This window comes from Vibrio sp. TRT 29B02 (assembly GCF_050113655.1).
GTDB lineage: Bacteria > Pseudomonadota > Gammaproteobacteria > Enterobacterales > Vibrionaceae > Vibrio.
Genome location: NZ_JBNJOJ010000018.1, coordinates 19461 through 38804, shown reverse-complemented (window position 1 = coordinate 38804; position 19344 = coordinate 19461). Strand labels below are relative to the sequence as shown.

The following is a 19344-nucleotide window of genomic DNA, read 5'->3' as shown; positions in this document are numbered from 1 at the left end:
TTAACTCCCTCTCTGAGATTTATCCGCCGCCAGCTTCACCACCCAAGGACGGTGGCTCTCTTTGCTTATGATCTCGTTGCGTAAGCGGATCATAGCCAGTGAACCAAAGAAGAAGGCAAAACCGAAAATGTTCAGTAATAGCGGCCAAAGCATATCGTTAGAAATCGATGGCTTTTCAAATTTTGTAATCGTTGCGCCTTGGTGAAGCGTGTTCCACCATTCTACTGAGAAGTGAATGATAGGCAGATTGACGACACCAACGATGGCAAGAATGCCCGCAGCCTTAGCCGCTGTTTTCTGGTCATCGAATGCATGGTAAAGAGCAATCACACCTAGGTACAAAAATAGCAGGATCAGTTCAGCGGTAAGTCGTGCATCCCATACCCACCAAGTCCCCCACATCGGCTTACCCCAAATTGCACCAGTGATCAGAGCAATGAAGGTATACACTGCACCGATTGGTGCCATGGCCGATGCTGCCATATCCGATAAACGTACTTGCCAAACAATGCCGATGAATGCGGCTATCGCCATCGACATGTAGACCCCCATAGACCAAATCGCGGCTGGTACGTGAATATAAATAATTCGGAAACTATCACCTTGCTGGTAATCAGAAGGTGCGTAGGCAAGCCCCCATACAGTACCGACAGATAAACATAGCAGTGCTAGTACAGAGAACCATGGCAAGAGCTTACCGCATAACTGATAAGCTGACTCAGGCTTGGCATAAGGATGGAGCCATTTCCACATTGTTGATCTCACTCTTACTTCAGGTTTGTCTAACTATTTGTTAAACAATTATTAGTTTTGTAATTTATATAAAGGGGAAAACTCGTGCTTGATCGAAATCATCTAATTTACACTTACTCGAAGTGCGGCACTGATTGCAAACGGGGTTAGCGTCATTGCTCCGATAAACATCGCGCCTAATATTGCTAATTGACCGTTGTACGCCATTCCCAATGAAGCGGCATCAATCGCTGATGTCGCAAAAATAAGGATCGGAATATAGAGAGGAAGAACCAATAAGCTCAACAAAACCCCTCCTTTTTGTAACCCCACCGTTAGCGCCACACCAATCGCGCCGATAAAGCTCAATGTTGGTGTACCGACCAACAAGGTTAAAACAACCGCTGACCAAGTGTTGAAATCCAACGACAAGAGAACAGACAACAACGGGCTAATCAATATCAGAGGCAACCCTGTCAATAGCCAATGGGCGATCACTTTAGATATCACTACGATAGGCAATGGGACAGGCATTAGCATCATTTGTTCCAATGCACCGTCTTGGAAATCATCACGGAATAATCGCTCGAGTGAAAGAAGAGCAGAAAGTAAGGCTGCAACCCAAACAATACCTGCGGCTATGCGGGCTAATAAATTTGGCTCAGGACCAATACTGAGAGGAAATAGAGTAATCACGATAATAAAAAACCACAGCGGGTTAAAAATATCGGCTTGTCGGCGAAAAGCGATAAGAAGCTCACGTCTGATAATGCTATTAATAGTGCCAAACATGGTTAATCACCCAATTTAATTTTTCTAAGTTTTGGGTTGTCTGCGAACATGTCTTGGTGGGTGGTAAGCATAACAATGCCGCCACTTTCCGCATGCTGCAAAAACAGTGATTCAAGCACCTTTACGCCCTGCTTGTCTATTGCAGTGAGTGGTTCATCCAGAATCCAAAGTTTATGATCGCTTAACCACAATCTTGCTAACGCTACGCGTCGTTGTTGTCCGGCAGAAAGCTGACCGACAGGAACATCTTCACGCCCAGCCAGGCCCACTTTTGTTAACGCGTTATAAATTGTGTGTTTGTCATAAGGTTGACGTGAATGAATGCTTAGATAAAAACGTAGATTTTCGTAAGCAGTAAGCTCGCGTTTCACCCCAGTCTGGTGACCGAGAAAGAGTAAATCTTGGTGAAATAGATCCCGACTCGATTCAATCTCTTCACCATTCCAGCTTATGCTGCCGTTATCGCGATCACCAAGTCCGGTAATAATACGAAGCAGCGTGGTTTTGCCTGTACCATTTCTTCCTTCAATTTGAACTAACTCTCCGGAATTAATCGTAAAAGACAAAGATTCAAAGAGGACTCTTTCGTCTCTTATCGCTGTCAATTGAGATACTTCTAACATTTGTGGGATCACTAGATAAACTACGAAGGTGTATCTTACCACACCCTTTTCATCTCAAAACAGAATTAGACCTATACGAATCACGAAACTAAGTAAGAATCTGTTAATAATTAAGCATAACTCTTAGTAAATACCACTAAATGGTTACAAACACACATAAAAAAAGTGCCCTTAGGCACTTTTTCGTTTTTTGTTATCGTCTGCTACTGCGCTTTCGTTCCGCTGTTTTTCGTCTTTCGGGACTGCTTTCTAGCGGTGGTACCTTTTCCTTGCCGGCGATTTTATTTTGTAACGACATCATAAGTTCCGCTTCGGCTTTCGGCAGTTCACACTCTTCAATCAACTCGTTGACGTCAGCACCGAGTTGAACCATCTTACTCGCCCGAGAATACAGGCGACCATCATTGTCCGCTTGCTCTAGTTCGGTAATACGCTCGTTTAAATGCTGAATGATATCCTGCTGCTCACTGACACGTTGCCCAAGTCCTACCACAACGGATCTTACTTCCAACAACTGTTTATTGGTTTTTTGCAGCTCTTTATCTAAATGGCGGTTTTGTTGACGAAGATGCTCAGACGAGCGCGTTTGTCCACGCTTTAGTCGTAATAACGCTAAGCCTAAAAACAACAATATTAAGGCTATCGCTCCGGCAATCACCGGAGCACTGGTCATCCAACTCGTATCCATTATAGGTGAGCCATCTCATCCCATTCTTCATCGGTCAGTAGCTTGTTAAGGTCTACTAGGATAAGCAGCTTGCCATCACGGTTGCTGACACCTTGGATGAATTTAGCACTTTCATCTGTACCAACGCTTGGCGTAGTGTCAATTTCAGATGAACGCAAGTAAACAACTTCAGCCACGCTATCAACCAGAATACCGATGACTTGATGCTCAGATTCGATAACGATAATACGAGTATTATCCGTGATCTCGCCTTCCATCAAACCAAAGCGTGAGCGGGTATCAATAACTGTTACAACGTTACCACGTAGATTAATAATACCTAACACGTAATCAGGTGCACCTGGTACTGGCGCGATTTCAGTGTAACGCAGTACTTCACGTACTTGCATTACATTGATGCCGTAGGTTTCTTCTTCTAGTTGGAACGTCACCCACTGAAGCACTTCGTCGTTAGACTGCTCTTTTCTTACTTCTACTTCATTAGTTTGAGACATACCTTATCCTCTCTAAGCCTAAATCGGCATAAATGTTCTAACTATCTAGTGCTTTGACATCAAGCCCTGCATTAAGCATAGCTATCAATGCTTCAACATGGACCAAAGCACACATTTTTTCTTTAACCATTCCAGCAAGCCATGGGCGTTTACCCGCCGTTTCTCGCCAGCGTACCATTTCAGGGTTCAATGACTCGGTACCCATCAACTCAGTGGATGCCAAGCCCCACATGCTCTCACCGAGCATGACTATGTACTGATACTTTTCTTTGTGACTATCGTCTTTGAGCTTTTCAGCCATCACCCATTTTGCTGTATCCACAACATCCAGCTGAGCTTCACGACTGGTCTGAAGGCCTAAATACCAGTCTGGGCGACCGATAAGATGGTTCAGTTCAGCAATGCGGTGGATACCGCCAAGTTCATCAAGTGGAACGGCAAAAGTGACATTATTCACGTCAAAATACAGAACCTGAAAATCGCTTTCCCGCTGAGTCGAATGCCAAGTACCTAATCCACGATTGCCAGACTGTGTTTCAAGTTGAGGTTCAACGTCAGCGACGGTTTCAACATCCACTTGTGGCTGTTCAATTTCTACTTGAGGAGCGTCAAACTCTTGCTCAACAACAATGTCGGGCTCGGCAACAGTTTCAACCGCAATCTCTTCGATGTCCCACTCTTGAACTTCTTCGATCTGTGGCTTGGTTTGTACTTGAGCGATGTTGAGCGTATTTTGCTCCATCACTTCTTCAAGTTCTAACTCAGCGACAGGGTTGGTCGATTCAAGCTGTTTAAGCAGACGCTCGACATCATCTAACTTTGGTACTTCAATTTCCTCTGTTGGAAGACGGTAGTAACTCTTTTCTTCCACAGACTGAACTAACGGTTCTAACTCGATTGGCTCTAAATCAGGTTCAGGGACAACGGATAGTATTGATTCCTGCGTATCAATTTGTTGCTCGTCGCCTTCCATACTCTCTTCAAGGAGAGCAGAGAAGTAATCATCTAGCGCTTGTTCGCTTGAGAGCGATGAGTGGTTAGTCATCGATGGCCAACCTCTCTAGATGAATGAGCAACTGCTTGTAAGCAAACACGCCACGGCTACCTGAAGCAAAGTGCGACACCGGTAAGTGTTTTAAACTGGCATCTCTGAACTTAGTGTCTATCGGTACTGCCGATGACCAAACCTGACTTGGGTAATCTTTCTTCAACTGCTGTAGCGTCTGAAGTGAGGCGCGGGTACGTTTGTCATACATGGTCGGAACTATGGTGACCTTGAATGACTTATTGCGTGACTTTTGCATAATCGCCAGCGTACGTACCATGCGCTCTAGCCCTTTCATCGCTAGGAATTCAGTTTGCACCGGGATCAAAATACGATCACTTGCCGCAAGCGCATTGACCATCATAACGCCAAGAATCGGTGGGCAATCGATCAACACATAGTCATAGTGTCCTCTGATTGCCAATAACGCACGCTTGAGAATCAATCCCATACCACTTCTGTTGCCCATCACACGATCTAATGTCGCCAAAGACATGTGCGCAGGGATCAAATCGATACCTTCAATATCGGATCTCATCACTAATGGCATCACACTTTGCTCGGTGTACTCTTTTAGCTGAAACAGATCAAACAAGCTTGAGGCAACGGTGTCTGAATCGTAACCAAGGTAAGTGGTCAAAGACCCATGAGGGTCTGTATCAACTAAGAGAACTCGCTTACCTTGTTTACTAAGCAAACCAGCCAGCGTAATGGTGGTCGTCGTTTTACCAACCCCGCCTTTTTGGTTTGCTATACTCCATACAATCATGAATGACCTCTATGCTAGACCGACTTCGACTAACATACGCTCAGCAATTCGATCCAGCGGTAAATCTTCGGTAGAGATCCCCGCTTTTGCAACGGCTTGTGGCATGCCATAAACAACACAGCTTTCTTCATCTTGAGCCCAGATTGTCGCGCCTGCACTTTTCAGCATTCGTGCACCTTCTCGACCATCCGCACCCATCCCAGTCAACACCATTGACAGAACTTGGTTAGAGTAAATCTTAGCTGCGCTACCAAAGGTGACGTCCACACATGGTTTGTAGTTCATGCGGTCACCACCATCAATGACACGTAACTTGGCGGATCCAGGACGACCTTCAATCATCATCTGCTTACCACCTGGCGCCAAATAAGCGACACCCGGTTTTAATACATCGCCATCTTCCGCTTCTTTCACTTGAATCTTACATAGCGAGTTCAATCGGCTAGCAAAAGCGGCCGTAAATGTCGCTGGCATATGCTGAATGAGAACAATGGGATGAGGATAATTGCCAGGTAATTGTGTCAATATTTTTTGTAGCGCGACAGGGCCACCCGTAGAGGTGCCTATCGCAGTCAATTGATACTTCTTACCGCTCGCTTTAAATCGGGTTGCAACCGATGGTCTTGCCGCTGGCGTCGGAGCTGGACGAAGTGGTGTACGTCCTGTTGCCGGAGCAGGAGCTGTCGGCTTCGTCACCGCTGGTCTAACAACCGCACGTCGCATTGAAGCACGTTTAGAAGCAATCTGAATAACGCGCTGTTGTAGCAAGGAGACGGCTTCGTCACGGTTACGCGCAATGTCTTCAAACTTTTTAGGTAAAAAGTCCAACGCTCCCGCTTCAAGCGCATCTAACGTTGCCTTCGCACCGTCATGAGTCAGCGATGAAAACATTAAGATAGGTACAGGACACTTAGCCATAATCTCTCGAACGGCGGTGATGCCGTCCATGACCGGCATCTCTATATCCATCGTTATGACATCTGGCTTGATAGTTAACGCTTTTTCAACCGCTTCCTTACCGTTAGTGGCAACATCGATGACCTCCAACCTTGCCTCAGCGTTAATTATTTCACTCACGCGACGACGGAAGAAACTCGAATCATCAACTACTAATACTTTGATCGCCATATTTGTCCTTCTATATCTCGCGATTTAGATTCGCGAAGCAGCGGCATACTGCTTAAGCAAATCTGGTACATCTAGAATAAGTGCAATGTGACCGTCACTAGTGATTGTCGCACCCGCCATACCCGGCGTTCCTTGTAGAAGATTATCTAGAGGTTTAATCACGACCTCTTCTTGACCTATCAAGGTGTCGACGACAAAACCAACACGCTGGCTACCAATTTGCACAATAACCACATGACCATGGCCTTTACGCAGTTCAACTTTACCCGCTCGAGGTGCCAGCCAATTTTGTAGATAGAACAGTGGAATAGATTTCTCACGAACGATGATTGTCAACTGACCATCAACAACGTTTGTACGGCTCAGGTCTAAATGGAAAATTTCATTCACACTCGCTAACGGTAGTGCAAACGGGTGACCCGCAACGCCTACCATTAGAGTTGGTAGAATCGCCAGTGTTAACGGTACCTTGATAGTGATCTTGGTGCCTTTGCCCATTTCTGAGTCAATATCGATAGAGCCATTGAGGGTATTGATCGCCGTTTTCACTACGTCCATACCTACACCACGACCCGAGATATCGGAGATTTGCTCCTTACTTGAGAAACCAGGCATAAAGATGAGGTTGAAACACTCTTTATCCGTCAATCGTGATGCTGCGTCTTCGTCCATCATTCCGCGTTTAACGGCGATGCCACGAAGTTTATCAGGGTCCATACCACTACCATCGTCAACGATAGCCAGTTCAATATGGTCACCTTCTTGAGATGCAGATAGGATCACTTTACCTGTTCTTGGTTTTCCTGAAGCAACGCGCGCCTCTGGCATTTCAATGCCGTGGTCAACTGAGTTTCTCACCAAGTGAATCAATGGGTCCGCTAGCGCTTCAACAAGGTTTTTATCAAGATCCGTCTCTTCTCCACGCATCTCTAACGTGATGTCTTTGTTCAAGCTACGTGCTAAGTCGCGGACAACGCGTGGAAAACGGCCAAATACTTTTTTGATTGGCTGCATACGCGTTTTCATGACCGCGCCCTGTAGGTCAGCAGTCACTACGTCTAGGTTTGCTACCGCTTTAGACATCTCTTCGTCGTTGCTATTCAAGCCCAAACTCAGCAGTCGGTTACGTACCAATACCAATTCACCCACCATGTTCATGATGATGTCTAGTGTCGAGGTATCAACACGAACGGTCGCTTCTGCCTGAGGCTTTTTAGCTTGAGTCGCCGGAACTGGGGCTTCTTTCTTCGCTGGCGGTTTAGGTTGTTCTTTTGGCGCAGTCGCTACCGCTGGTTGTGGCGCCGCAGCTGGTTTGACTGGGGCAGCCGGTGCAGGGTTAGAGGCAGCAGGCTTAGTCGCCGCATCTAGCTCTTCAATTGACGGGCCTTTGCCTGAACCATGAAGATCGTCAAGAAGTCTCTCAAACTCTTCATCGGTCATTAGATCGCTATCGCCAGCCATAGATGGGGCTGCTGGTGCAGGCGCAGGCGGCGGGGTCGGAGCATCACTCTCTCCTGGCGCTTTACCTACACCGTGTAATTCATCGAGCAGTTTCTCAAATTCATCATCGGTGATATCACCACTCATCTCTGCACTCACCGCAGGAGGTGGTGTCGCTGGTGCAGCTGGTTTGCTGGCAGATGTGCCAGGAGCACTTCCTGCACCGTGAAGCTCATCTAACAGTCTTTCGAATTCGTCTTGAGTAATTTCATCGATAGATCCCGCAGAGACGTCAGCTTTAGGTGCCGGTGTTTCAATGACGGGCTCAGGGATAACAGGCTCGGCTTGAACGGTTTCTTCAATAACAGGGGGAGCGGAGACTGCTTCATCAGCGGATGCAGGCTTGCTTAAGCGATGCAATTCATCCAACAGATCTTGTTCTGCACGTGGCAACGGTTCTCTATCTTGTACAGCTCGGAACTGTTCATTGACCGTATCCAGCGCTTTAAGCATTGTATCCATAAGGCTAGCATCAACGTGACGCTGGCCATTACGCAGGATATCGAACACGTTTTCTGCACCGTGACAAGTATCAACGAGTTCAGTCAACGACAGGAACCCTGCACCACCTTTAACAGTATGGAAACCACGGAAAATGGCATTTAATAGATCTTTATCTTCAGGATTATTTTCTAGTTCAACCAACTGCTCTGAGAGTAGTTCTAGAATTTCTCCCGCTTCGACTAAAAAGTCCTGAAGAATGTCTTCGTCTAAATCGTAGCTCATATGTTACCTCTAAAACCCAAGACTTGAGAGTAAGTCGTCGACTTCGTCTTGTGATGAAACCGCATCATCCCTTTCTTGAGGATTAAGGATAGGTCCCTCAGGGTCTGTCGATGCTTTGTTCTTGTTATGTGCACTTTGTTCCAACTGACTAGAACCAAACGCAGTCAGAATTTCGACTAATCTACCTTCAACTTCGTTGACTAAGGTAATCACACGTCGAATGATCTGCCCGGTTAGATCTTGAAAGTCTTGAGCCATTAGAATCTCTGTTAGCTGTCCCCTAAGTTCAGAGCTATCACCTTCCACTTCCCCTAACAGGTCGTCGATTCGGTGACACAGAGCTTTAAATTCGGCGAGCTCTATTCGACCATGCATCAGTTCATTCCATTGAGGACGAACTTGCAAAAGCCCATTATGCAGGTTGTCCGCAATGGGTAGACAACGGTCTACTGCATCCATGGTTTTATTCGCGGCGACTTCGGTCTTATCAATGACGTACTGGAGGCGATCCCTTGCATCTGGGATTTCGTCATTGGCGATCTCGCTCATTCGCTCATCAACGCTAAAGTGTTTAATTGACTCATGTAAGTCACGAGTCAATTCCCCAATTTCTTGTAGCATCGGATTTGAGATGTTTTCGTATATGTCTTTAACAAGAAGATCCGCTTCTTGTTGTTGACCATCTTCTAATAGCTCGACGAGCTGCTTTGCCTGTTCTAATGAAATCATTCTGAATTGGCCTTTCACGCTATTCAGTCAATACCTTGACTATAAGCGCTCAAAAATCTTATCTAGTTTTTCTTTTAATGTAGCAGCAGTAAACGGTTTAACGATGTAGCCGTTAACACCCGCTTGAGCAGCTTCAATGATTTGCTCACGTTTAGCTTCAGCCGTGATCATCAACACTGGTAAGTGTTTTAGCTCATCGTCAGCTCGAATATGCTTTAGAAGGTCAATACCTTGCATACCTGGCATATTCCAGTCTGTCACGACAAAGTCGAACTCACCTTTTTTTAACATAGGTAACGCCGTTAAGCCGTCATCCGCTTCTTGGGTATTATTGAAACCCAAATCACGAAGTAAGTTCTTAACGATACGGCGCATTGTTGAGAAGTCATCAACAATAAGGATCTTCATGTTTTTATTCAAAATTGCCTCCACTGAGTTCGAGATCAGTGATTTTTACTCATTATTTGTCCATGCACTCAACTTTGTGCGTAGACGCTGCATTGATTGGCTTAGTATTTGGCTAACGCGTGACTCGCTAACACCAATTACTTCACCGATTTCTTTTAAGTTTAACTCTTCATCGTAATAAAGCGAAAGTACTAAAGCTTCTCTCTCTGGTAGAGATTTAATCGAGTCTATCAAGGCCTTGCGGAAATATTCATCAGCGACACCCTGAAAAGGTGCATTCTCTTCGTCACTATCATCGGATGTAATGACGTCTTCTGAAACTCCGAGGTCTTCAATCCCGACCAAACGTGAACAGTTAATATCCGTTAATATCGTATGGTATTGCTCTAGGCTAATGCCCATGTGCTGAGCGACTTCTGTATCGCTGGGGTCACGGTTTAATTGCCCTTCTAACTCTGAAATGGCTTGGCTTACTTCTCGGTTGTGCTTATGCACTGACCGAGGAACCCAGTCTCCACGGCGAATATCGTCGAGCATCGCACCGCGAATTCGGATACCCGCATAAGTTTCAAAGCTCGCCCCTTTACTACCGTCGTAGTTTTTCTGGGCTTCGAGCAATCCGATCATCCCCGCTTGAATAAGGTCTTCTACTTGCACACTTGGCGGTAATCGCCCTAGCAAATGATGAGCAATACGTTTCACCAACACCGAGTATTTCTCTAAAAATACCCGCTGGCTGTTTTGGTTTGCGTACTGTTCATAGGTCAACGCCTTATTCACCAAATGGTTCCTCTAACATCTCTGGTCTATTCAGTAAGCGTTCGACAAAAAACTCAAGATGTCCACTCGGTGTTTTCGGAATTGGCCAAGTTAGTGCTTTGCTTGCCAATGAGCCGATTGCTAATGCCGCTGGAGATCTTGGAAATGCGTCGACAACAATCTTTTGCTTTTTCACTGCTTGTCTAACTTTATCATCCAACGGAATACATGCTACGAGCTCAAGGCTCACATTCAAGAATCGCTCTGTGACCAAGGTCAACTTTGCGAACAATTCTCTTCCTTCTCGGTAGCTTCTGACCATATTTGCAACAATTTTAAATCGTTGTACCTGATGGTCTTTGCTCAATAGTTTAATTAAAGCATAAGCATCAGTGATCGATGTGGGTTCATCACAAACAACCACAACCACATCTTGCGCTGCACGAGAAAAGCTGACAACCATATCGGAAATACCTGCTGCGGTGTCAATGAGCAGCACGTCCATTTCATCTTCCAAGCTACCAAATGCTCGGATCAGTCCAATATGTTGTGCGTGCGACAACTCTGTCATCGATTGAGTACCGGAGGTTGCTGGAATAATTTTAATTCCATGCGGCCCTTCTACAATCGCATCTTTGAGTTCGCATTCACCAGCAAGCACGTGGCCAAGGTTTTTCTTAGGTCGAATGCCAAGCATTACGTCGACATTAGCCAGACCAAGGTCCGCATCGAGTACCATGACTTTCTTACCTTGGCGAGCCATCGAAATAGCCATTCCCAACGTTACATTTGATTTACCAACACCGCCTTTACCACCCGTCACTGAAATGACCTTTGTTAAAGAAGGCTGCGTTAAACGGCGCAATCCGCTAGCTTGGTCTTGTATCATAATTTTCGTCATAATCGTCCGCCGCCTAGAACCTCTCCGCTTCACTATTCCAGTAGTGAGGTTCATCATCTGTCGACTTCTCAAGTAATTCATTTGCTTTAGCGACCATATATTTTGGTTGCGCTATAACAATGTCTTCAGGAACTCGTTGTCCATTCGCGATATAAGCCACTGGCAGCGCGTTTTGCACTGTGACACTGACAAACTCACCTAAACTCAGTGACTCATCTAGCTTAGTCATAATGCATCCAGACAACGGGATACGTTTAAAGTGATCAATCGTTTCCTGCAGTACTTTTCGCTGTGCAGTAGCAGGTAAAACTAGGTAGCTGTGGATCATCTCTCCACTCTCATGCATCAAGGTGTCTAATTGTTCCGACAGTCTTACATCACGCTGACCCATACCCGCCGTATCAACAAGAATTAGGCGACGATTTCTTAACTGATATATTACATCGGCTAACTCTTTGGAATCTTTAGCGACTTTTACTGGACATCCCATAATTCGTCCATAAATCGCAAGTTGCTCATGCGCACCAATACGGTAAGTATCGGTTGAAACCAACGCAACGTTATCTGCGCCGTATTCCATCGCGGCTCGCGCCGCTAGCTTGGCCACTGTGGTTGTTTTGCCCACACCTGTTGGACCTAACAGAGCAACAACGCCTCCTCGTTTAAGGATATCTTGCTTAGCAATAGGAATTTGATCGGACACTAGCCCCAGTAACGCCTTCCATGCCTTGGTTGGTGGCGTATCTTCTGGGATATAGCAAGCTAACTGGTCAGCAAGATCAGATGACACGCCCATGCGCTCAAGACGTTTGATCAACATAGCACGCAAAGGTTCTCTACGTTCGACCTCTTGCCACATAAGTCCCGAAACCTGATGTTCCAAAAGACGACGAATAGAGGTCATCTCTTCTTTCATCTCTTCTAGGTCTTCGTTGGCGACGACGTTTTCAGGCTGTCGGGAACGCTCATAACGAGTTGGATCGAGCTTTGCCGCTGGCTTTTGAATTCTGCGGTCTTCGGCAATCAATCTCGCTAAAGGCGAATCTTGCTGAATTTGAACATTTTCGCGATCACCATAACGTGCTGCATTTTGCCGTTGTAGCAGCGCCGATAGGGAGTCTGGATTGCTCTCCTCATCACGACCATCCGTTGCCGATTTACCATTGCTGTACTGTTTAAGCATGCTGGCAAAACGCTTGGTCATGGATCGACCCGAATCTGCTTGCGATTGGAGACTGACTCGATCTTCATCTAACGTTCTATTCGAAGCAGGCAAACTCGCCGGAGCCTGACGAACGGGTGCATGTCGTGGATTCGAGTTGTAGCTGTTACTAGAACGATTCGCTCCATCGCCATCAACCGCGGCGACGATTTCTACTCCACCCGCGACTTTTTTGTTCGACATGATTACCGCATCATCACCAAGTTCTCCTTTGACTTGGAGCAGGGCTGTGCGCATGTCTTTGGCAAAAAATCGTTTAATTTTCAAATTATGTTCCGTATATCAACGCATTAGAACTAGTTGCCGACAGCTTGAACAATGCGAATTTGTTTCTCGTCAGGGATTTCTTGATAAGAGAGTACTCTTAACGAAGGAATCGTGTTTTTGACAAATTTGGCTAATGTAGAGCGTAGTACACCTGATGTCAGAAGGACTGCTGGCTCGCCTTTAAGTTCTTGCTCTTGTGTTGCATGACTTAAAGAAGATTGTAGTCGTTCTGCGAGACCTGGTTCAATTCCTGCGGATTCTCCTCCAGACGCCTGCATGGTCTGATGCAAGATTTGTTCCAGCTCAGGAATAAGGGTAATCACGGGCAACTCAGGCTCTATACCATTGATTTCCTGAACAATTAGTCGCTTAAGTGCAATACGAACAGCGGCGGTCAGGATGTCAGGTTCTTGACTCTTACTGGAGTATTCGGACAAGGTTTGAACTATGGTTCGGATGTCCCTGATCGGTACCGCCTCATTGAGTAGATTTTGCAGCACTTTTACGACAACACCCAATTGAAGCTGGTCTGGTACAAAACTCTCCACCAGCTTAGGCGTGCTGCGTCCGAGCATTTCGAGAAGATTCTGCACTTCTTCGTGACCAATGAGCTGAGATGCATTGTTGGTGAGCAGTTGACTCAAGTGAGTCGCCAGTACGGTTGACGAATCGACAACGGTATATCCGAGCGCCTGTGCATGCTCTCGTTGCTCTTCACGAATCCAAACCGCTTCGAGGCCGAACGCTGGGTCAATCGTCGGCTCTCCGTCAATCATTCCATAGACTTGACCTGGGTTGATTGCCAGTTCCATATCCGGTCTGATTTCTGCTTCACCTACCGCGACACCCATAAGGGTAATTCGATAGCTGTTCGGTGTCAGCTCAAGGTTGTCACGAATATGTACTGCTGGGATTAAGAAACCAAAATCTTGAGAGAGTTTTTTTCTTACCCCTTTCACTCGTTCTAACAGCTCACCACCTTGGTCTCGGTCAACAAGCGGGATCAAACGATAGCCAACTTCAAGCCCAACAATATCGACGGGCTGAACATCATCCCATGACAGTTCCTTAGGCGTTGGCGAATCTTGTTCGGTCGTGGTTGGAAGTGATGTTTTTTCCGCAGCGCGTTTCTGCTTGTAATTAATCCAGTATGCGCCGCCCGCAGCCAACGATGCCAATAACAGGAAAGCAAAGTGCGGCATTCCCGGTACAATCCCCATAACACCCAGAATACCAGCGGTGATCATTAGTGCTTTAGGGTTGTCGAACATCTGGAACACGACCTGTTGGCCCATGTCTTCATCGGTATTTTGGCGCGTCACCATAATCGCCGCTCCGATAGAGAGCAATAGCGACGGTATTTGAGCAACCAAACCATCACCGATCGTCAGTAGCGTATAGATTTCTATCGCTTCACCAAAGCCAAGTCCGTATTGCACCATACCAATCGACAAACCGCCGATGATGTTGATGAATAAGATCAAGATACCCGCTATCGCATCACCTTTAACAAATTTTGACGCACCGTCCATCGAACCATAAAAGTCTGCTTCTTTGGTGACTTCCTGACGTCTTGTTCTTGCTTGGTCTTGGTCAATCAGGCCTGCATTAAGATCGGCGTCGATTGCCATTTGTTTACCCGGTAACGCGTCCAAGGTAAAGCGAGCACTAACTTCTGAAATACGTCCCGCACCTTTAGTAACAACCATAAAGTTAATGATCATCAAAATGAGGAACACCACCAAACCGACCGCATAGTTACCACCGATAACGACACTACCAAACGCTTCAATGACGCTACCTGCGGCGCCAGCACCCTCGTGACCATAGAGTAGAACAACACGGGTAGAAGCAACGTTAAGAGCAAGCCTCAAGAGGGTTGCAATCAGCAGCACGGTAGGAAAAGCAGCAAAATCGAGCGGTCTTCGGGTGTAAACCGTTACCAGTAGTACCACCATGGCCAACGCGATATTGAAGGTGAAAAACAAGTCGAGCAGGAAGGCAGGAATTGGCAATATAACCATCGCCAACGTAGCCAAAACCATGACTGGTGCACCAATCGCTGGCATAGCACGTTGTGGAATCGAAGGCAGCTTGTCAGCAAACGGCAGGGAAAACTTCATAGTTAGGTAGCTACAATATTGGATAAAAAGAACAATTTGGTTTGACTATGCAATATCCAGTCCATTAATCCTGTCAAATTTATGGCTGAGGGATGGGCAACCAAACACCCACCAGGTTGACGCGAAGAGACGTTAGGCATACACAGCGACCAAATTCAAAAAAACTGGGCTGAAGTACGCCACAAACGAACTATGGGTGGATATTAAACATCAACTCGCCAGTTAATTTCTGTGGCGAGTAGTCAATAGACACGAGACCCGATGTCGGAAACATTGGCGGAATCATATCCGTAACAAACTCAGCGGTTAGATAACCAACGAGAGGAAGGTGCGAAACAATCAGAACACTCTCCAATTTGTGTAGATCAACCAATGCAGCAACGTAATCGGCTACCTGTTCAGAATCACCGTAAGGGGTGATGTCAGGGCATGTCTCTACATGATCAGTTGTGAAGCAAGCTGAGATTTCTTGCCAAGTTTGCTGCGCTCTAATGTAAGGGCTTACAAGTACTCGGTCAAAGTGAGCGCAACCTTTATCCGCACAGACTCGGGCTACCGCTAGCGATGCACTTCTGCCGCGCTCCGTCAGCTCTCGTTGCTCATCACTTTCAGCAAAATGTTCCGCTTCTCCATGACGCATAATGAAAATTTTCATGGCTTATTCCTAATGCTATCCCCGCATTACACATCGATGCGGTTATTGTTATGTGGCTGCTTGTATGGCAGCTTGATTTATTATTGTGTGACGATGTTTCTTAGCCACGATAGTTTGTTGAGCTATGAATAATTATATCAACTCCAAGATGAAAGACTCTGACTTTCTTAACACTCTTTAAAGTCAGATCATTCTATTTCTATCACTCATTTTGCTCATATTTCTCAAACAGATAGTTTGCAGTCAGCGGTATCCGAGTCATAATTACCCTATCGCTCATAGTAGCATCGCTTAATTTCCGGAGAATGTATCGTGCACATTAGTCCAAATGATACCAATCAATACCGTTACTTAACTCTGACTAATGGCATTCGAGTATTATTGATCCACGATAACAGTGCGCAGAAATCCGCAGCGGCATTAGCAGTCAATGTTGGTCACTTCGACGACCCCGTCGAACGAGAAGGGTTGGCGCATTATCTCGAACACATGCTATTTCTCGGCACAGAAAAATACCCGAAAGTTGGCGAATTCCAAAGTTATATTAACCAGCATGGCGGCAGCAACAATGCTTGGACGGGAACAGAACATACGTGTTTCTTTTTTGACGTTTCACCCAATGCCTTTGCAACCGGTCTCGATAGGTTCAGTCAATTTTTTACCGCCCCGCTATTTAATCCGGAAGCCTTGGACAAAGAGCGCCAAGCCGTTGAATCAGAGTACAAACTCAAATTAAATGACGATTCTCGCCGTCTTTATCAAGTTCAAAAGGAGCTGGTCAATCCCGAGCATCCCTTTAGTAAATTTTCGGTGGGTAACCTCGAAACTCTGGGGGATAGAGAGGGCAAATCAATTCGAGATGAGATCGTCGCTTTTCATTTCGAGCAGTATTCAGCCGATTTGATGACGCTAGCCATCACAGGGCCTCAAGGTCTCGACCAACTCGAATCTTGGTGTATTGAAAAATTCACAGCCATTCCGAATCATAAACTCGTCAATAAAGAGATTACCGCTCCTTATTGCCAAGAGGATTCGACGGGCATCTTGGTTAACATTGAACCGATAAAAGAGATACGCAAACTCATACTGACGTTCCCAATGCCAAGCATGGATCAGTATTACCAATCTAAACCCCTCACCTATTTCGCTCATTTATTGGGTTACGAAGGCAGTGGTAGCCTAATGATGGCTCTCAAAGAGCAAGGTTGGATTACCTCTTTATCAGCCGGAGGCGGTACCAGTGGTAGTAACTATCGCGAGTTTTCAGTGAGTTGTGCGTTAACGCCAAAAGGACTCGATCATACCGACGACATTATCCAAGCGGTATTCAGTTACCTTGCACTGATTAAGGAACATGGGATGGCAGAGTGGCGCTACCTTGAGAAACAGGCCGTTCTTGAGTCCGCCTTCCGTTTCCAAGAACCGACTCGACCGCTCGATTTAGTCAGCCATTTAGTGATAAACATGCAGCACTATCGTGAGCAGGATGTGATCTATGGTGACTTCATGATGAATCACTATGATCCTGAGCTTCTGACCTCACTATTAGACTATTTTACGCCTGAAAATTTACGAGCGACTCTCGTCGCAAAGGGTTATGACTACCCAAATAGAGCAAAATGGTATTTTACGCCCTACGGTGTTACGCCACTCTCAGCCGAACAAAAAGCGTTTTTCAGAGAAAACAGCAGCCTAAGCTTTGCTCTACCGGATAAAAACCCATTTATTTGCTTTGATTTAGATCCGAAGCCGTTAGAGACACCGCACGAAACGCCACAGGTGCTGGAAGAGCTACCCGGATTCAAACTCTGGCACCTGCAAGACACGGAATTTCGTGTGCCTAAAGGGGTCATCTACATTGCGATAGACAGCCCTCATGCGGTCGCCAATCCACGTAACATTGTTAAAACGCGCCTTTGCGTCGAGATGTTCCTCGATAGCCTAGCAACCAACACATACCAAGCTGAGATCGCGGGTATGGGCTACAACATGTATGCCCATCAAGGTGGCGTAACCCTCACCATTTCTGGTTTTAGTCAAAAGCAGCCTGAATTGATGAGATTGATCCTCAGTCGCTTCGCTCAACGGGACTTTAGCGAAACTCGCTTTGACAACATAAAACAACAGCTTTTAAGAAACTGGTTGAATTCGGCTCAAGATCGCCCTATATCGCAACTGTTCAATGCATTAACTGGCATTTTGCAGCCAAACAATCCCCCCTATGCTGTTCTGGTAGAGGCGTTGGAAACCATCAATGTCGATGAACTGTCTAGTTTCGTTGATTCGATTCTGGCTGAGCTGCATGTTGAAATGTTTGTCTATGGGGATTGGACCAAGGCAGACGCTTTGTCTCTCGGCACGACGTTAAAAGATGCTTTGAGAGTGCAAAATCAGCAGTATGAAGAAGCGCTGAGACCATTGGTCATGTTAGGCAAGAATGGCTCATTCCAACGAGAAGTGTTTTGTGACCAAGAGGATTCAGCCACCGTTCTTTACTACCAATGCGACGACACCAGCCCTCGCAGCATTGCACTTTATTCACTTGCAAATCACTTGATGTCTGCGACCTTCTTCCATGAAATTCGCACGAAGCAGCAGCTAGGATATATGGTTGGGACGGGCAACCTGCCACTTAATCGCCATCCAGGTATCGCGCTATATGTACAATCACCCAATGCAGCGCCTGCGGAACTGATTCGTTCCATTGATGAGTTCCTCAATGCATTTTACATGGTATTGTTAGAACTCAATGAATATCAATGGCATAGCAGCAAGCGAGGCTTATGGAACCAGATAGCCATGCCTGACACAACACTGCGCGGTCGCGCTCAGCGACTATGGGTAGCGATTGGCAATAAAGATATTGAATTCAATCAAAGAGACTTAGTCCTTGATGAGTTGAAGAGACTAACCAGAACAGACATGATTCGGTTCGTGGTCAATGAACTCAAACCAAGAACCGCAAATAGGCTCATAATGCACACACAAGGTAATGCGCATCATGAGTCCGAGAAGCTAGACTTAGGCCTAGAGATTGGTTCGATCGAAGAGTTTCAACTCAGGCCTAAAGATGTCGAGTTAGGCTGATTGTTCAGACTCAACAATGCTCTTTAATGAGTGCGGGTGTAACTTGATGCACACCCCTTGATATTTGAATGCTACTGTTGGGTTATTTAAGCGCTCCCCCTCGCCTTTCGGGCTTGAGAGTTTTACTTTCACGCCCTTATCTGCAAGGCTGTCCCAAGCAAGACTTAGTTGAGGAAATTGTTGCTGAATATCAGCTAAGTACTCTTCCGCTGTCGTTGCTTGTGACGGAATCACAAACTCTACATGTTCCCAGCTCTGCTCAGGATACGTCTTACCCTCAGCAGGATATGGCAGTTCCAAACACTCAATCGTCCAATCTAAACCTTTCACAGGTGTATCAAACTGAATCACGATGATCGGACGACCATTAATCTCAGCTTCAGAGATAACTTTTCCCTCTTTTTGCCACTCTTGATGTGCTAATTCGGCTAACTCGCGGTCGTTAATACGTAACGCGATATGATCCGCTTGGAAAGGCGCAAGATTTATATGCAAGATATCGCTTAAACTCTGAATTTTATGCATAAATTGTTCGAGGTTCAGTTTCATCTGCGCAGGCATTAATTGCGCGTTTTTCAGCTGCTGTGACATTTTGGGGTATCCAATGCGTTGATTTTCCCCCAATACTAACAAGATCGTCAGGAAAAGTAGAAAATTTCCCAGTTCACTCCCTATAAGCGCAGCAATAAAGTTGGT

Annotated in this window: 18 protein-coding genes; 1 reads left to right on the top strand and 17 read right to left on the bottom strand. The window is 46.0% G+C overall.

The features are described from left to right. The 16 genes from ACQEXT_RS12420 to sixA all read right to left on the bottom strand — a co-directional run bounded on the left by ACQEXT_RS12420 (window position 1) and on the right by sixA (window position 15561). Window positions 1–753, bottom strand: coding sequence for a heme ABC transporter permease (locus ACQEXT_RS12420; RefSeq protein ID WP_138973795.1), 753 nt, complete (start codon window positions 751–753; stop codon window positions 1–3). Window positions 754–855: 102 nt separating this feature from the next. After that, window positions 856–1524, bottom strand: coding sequence for a heme exporter protein CcmB (ccmB, locus tag ACQEXT_RS12415; protein ID WP_138973794.1), 669 nt, complete (start codon window positions 1522–1524; stop codon window positions 856–858). A 2-nt stretch (window positions 1525–1526) separates the two neighbouring features. After that, complete coding sequence (ccmA, locus tag ACQEXT_RS12410) at window positions 1527–2147, bottom strand: cytochrome c biogenesis heme-transporting ATPase CcmA (protein ID WP_426952279.1); 621 nt, start codon at window positions 2145–2147, stop codon at window positions 1527–1529. Window positions 2148–2340: 193 nt separating this feature from the next. Next, window positions 2341–2835: a DUF2802 domain-containing protein gene (locus tag ACQEXT_RS12405; protein WP_331416386.1), complete on the bottom strand. Its 495-nt coding sequence runs from the start codon at window positions 2833–2835 to the stop codon at window positions 2341–2343. Continuing rightward, window positions 2835–3329 (bottom strand): chemotaxis protein CheW, encoded by a 495-nt coding sequence (locus ACQEXT_RS12400; RefSeq protein WP_004413313.1) that lies wholly within the window; start codon window positions 3327–3329, stop codon window positions 2835–2837. The genes ACQEXT_RS12405 and ACQEXT_RS12400 overlap by 1 nt, the downstream gene beginning before the upstream one ends. Window positions 3330–3366: 37 nt before the next feature. Beyond that, a complete protein-coding gene (locus ACQEXT_RS12395; protein WP_426952278.1) occupies window positions 3367–4374 on the bottom strand; it encodes a chemotaxis protein CheW in 1008 nt (335 codons plus the stop codon). Continuing rightward, window positions 4367–5143 (bottom strand): ParA family protein, encoded by a 777-nt coding sequence (locus tag ACQEXT_RS12390; protein WP_138973790.1) that lies wholly within the window; start codon window positions 5141–5143, stop codon window positions 4367–4369. The genes ACQEXT_RS12395 and ACQEXT_RS12390 overlap by 8 nt, the downstream gene beginning before the upstream one ends. A 9-nt stretch (window positions 5144–5152) precedes the next feature. Continuing rightward, window positions 5153–6271, bottom strand: a complete 1119-nt coding sequence (locus tag ACQEXT_RS12385; protein ID WP_426952277.1) for a protein-glutamate methylesterase/protein-glutamine glutaminase — start codon at window positions 6269–6271, stop codon at window positions 5153–5155. 24 nt (window positions 6272–6295) lie between these two features. Further along, on the bottom strand, window positions 6296–8497 hold the full coding sequence (locus ACQEXT_RS12380) for a chemotaxis protein CheA (protein WP_426952276.1): 2202 nt from the start codon (window positions 8495–8497) through the stop codon (window positions 6296–6298). Between the two features lie 9 nt (window positions 8498–8506). Next, complete coding sequence (locus ACQEXT_RS12375; RefSeq protein WP_269377825.1) at window positions 8507–9226, bottom strand: protein phosphatase CheZ; 720 nt, start codon at window positions 9224–9226, stop codon at window positions 8507–8509. Between the two features lie 39 nt (window positions 9227–9265). Beyond that, window positions 9266–9634, bottom strand: a complete 369-nt coding sequence (gene cheY, locus ACQEXT_RS12370; protein WP_006879571.1) for a chemotaxis response regulator CheY — start codon at window positions 9632–9634, stop codon at window positions 9266–9268. Between the two features lie 45 nt (window positions 9635–9679). Then, window positions 9680–10414: an RNA polymerase sigma factor FliA gene (locus tag ACQEXT_RS12365; protein WP_138973786.1), complete on the bottom strand. Its 735-nt coding sequence runs from the start codon at window positions 10412–10414 to the stop codon at window positions 9680–9682. Continuing rightward, a complete protein-coding gene (locus ACQEXT_RS12360) occupies window positions 10407–11294 on the bottom strand; it encodes a MinD/ParA family protein (protein WP_171052268.1) in 888 nt (295 codons plus the stop codon). Before ACQEXT_RS12360 ends, ACQEXT_RS12365 begins: the two co-directional genes overlap by 8 nt. 13 nt (window positions 11295–11307) lie before the next feature. Then, on the bottom strand, window positions 11308–12783 hold the full coding sequence (gene flhF, locus ACQEXT_RS12355; protein ID WP_426952275.1) for a flagellar biosynthesis protein FlhF: 1476 nt from the start codon (window positions 12781–12783) through the stop codon (window positions 11308–11310). Between the two features lie 29 nt (window positions 12784–12812). Beyond that, window positions 12813–14906 (bottom strand): flagellar biosynthesis protein FlhA, encoded by a 2094-nt coding sequence (gene flhA, locus ACQEXT_RS12350; RefSeq protein WP_426952274.1) that lies wholly within the window; start codon window positions 14904–14906, stop codon window positions 12813–12815. A gap of 190 nt (window positions 14907–15096) precedes the next feature. Continuing rightward, window positions 15097–15561 carry a phosphohistidine phosphatase SixA gene (gene sixA / locus ACQEXT_RS12345; RefSeq protein WP_426952273.1) on the bottom strand — a complete coding sequence of 155 codons (465 nt, stop codon included), beginning with the start codon at window positions 15559–15561 and terminating at the stop codon, window positions 15097–15099. A 312-nt stretch (window positions 15562–15873) separates the two neighbouring features. Here sixA and ACQEXT_RS12340 point away from each other — a divergent pair, with 312 nt between their 5' ends. Beyond that, the gene (locus ACQEXT_RS12340; protein ID WP_426952272.1) at window positions 15874–18648 is read left to right on the top strand and encodes an insulinase family protein; all 2775 of its coding nucleotides are present in this window, start codon (window positions 15874–15876) and stop codon (window positions 18646–18648) included. On the opposite strand, the gene ACQEXT_RS12335 is transcribed toward ACQEXT_RS12340, so the two are convergent. Beyond that, window positions 18640–19239, bottom strand: coding sequence for a VOC family protein (locus tag ACQEXT_RS12335; RefSeq protein WP_138973781.1), 600 nt, complete (start codon window positions 19237–19239; stop codon window positions 18640–18642). The two genes, ACQEXT_RS12340 and ACQEXT_RS12335, sit on opposite strands and share 9 nt — an antisense overlap. Window positions 19240–19344: the final 105 nt, after the last annotated feature.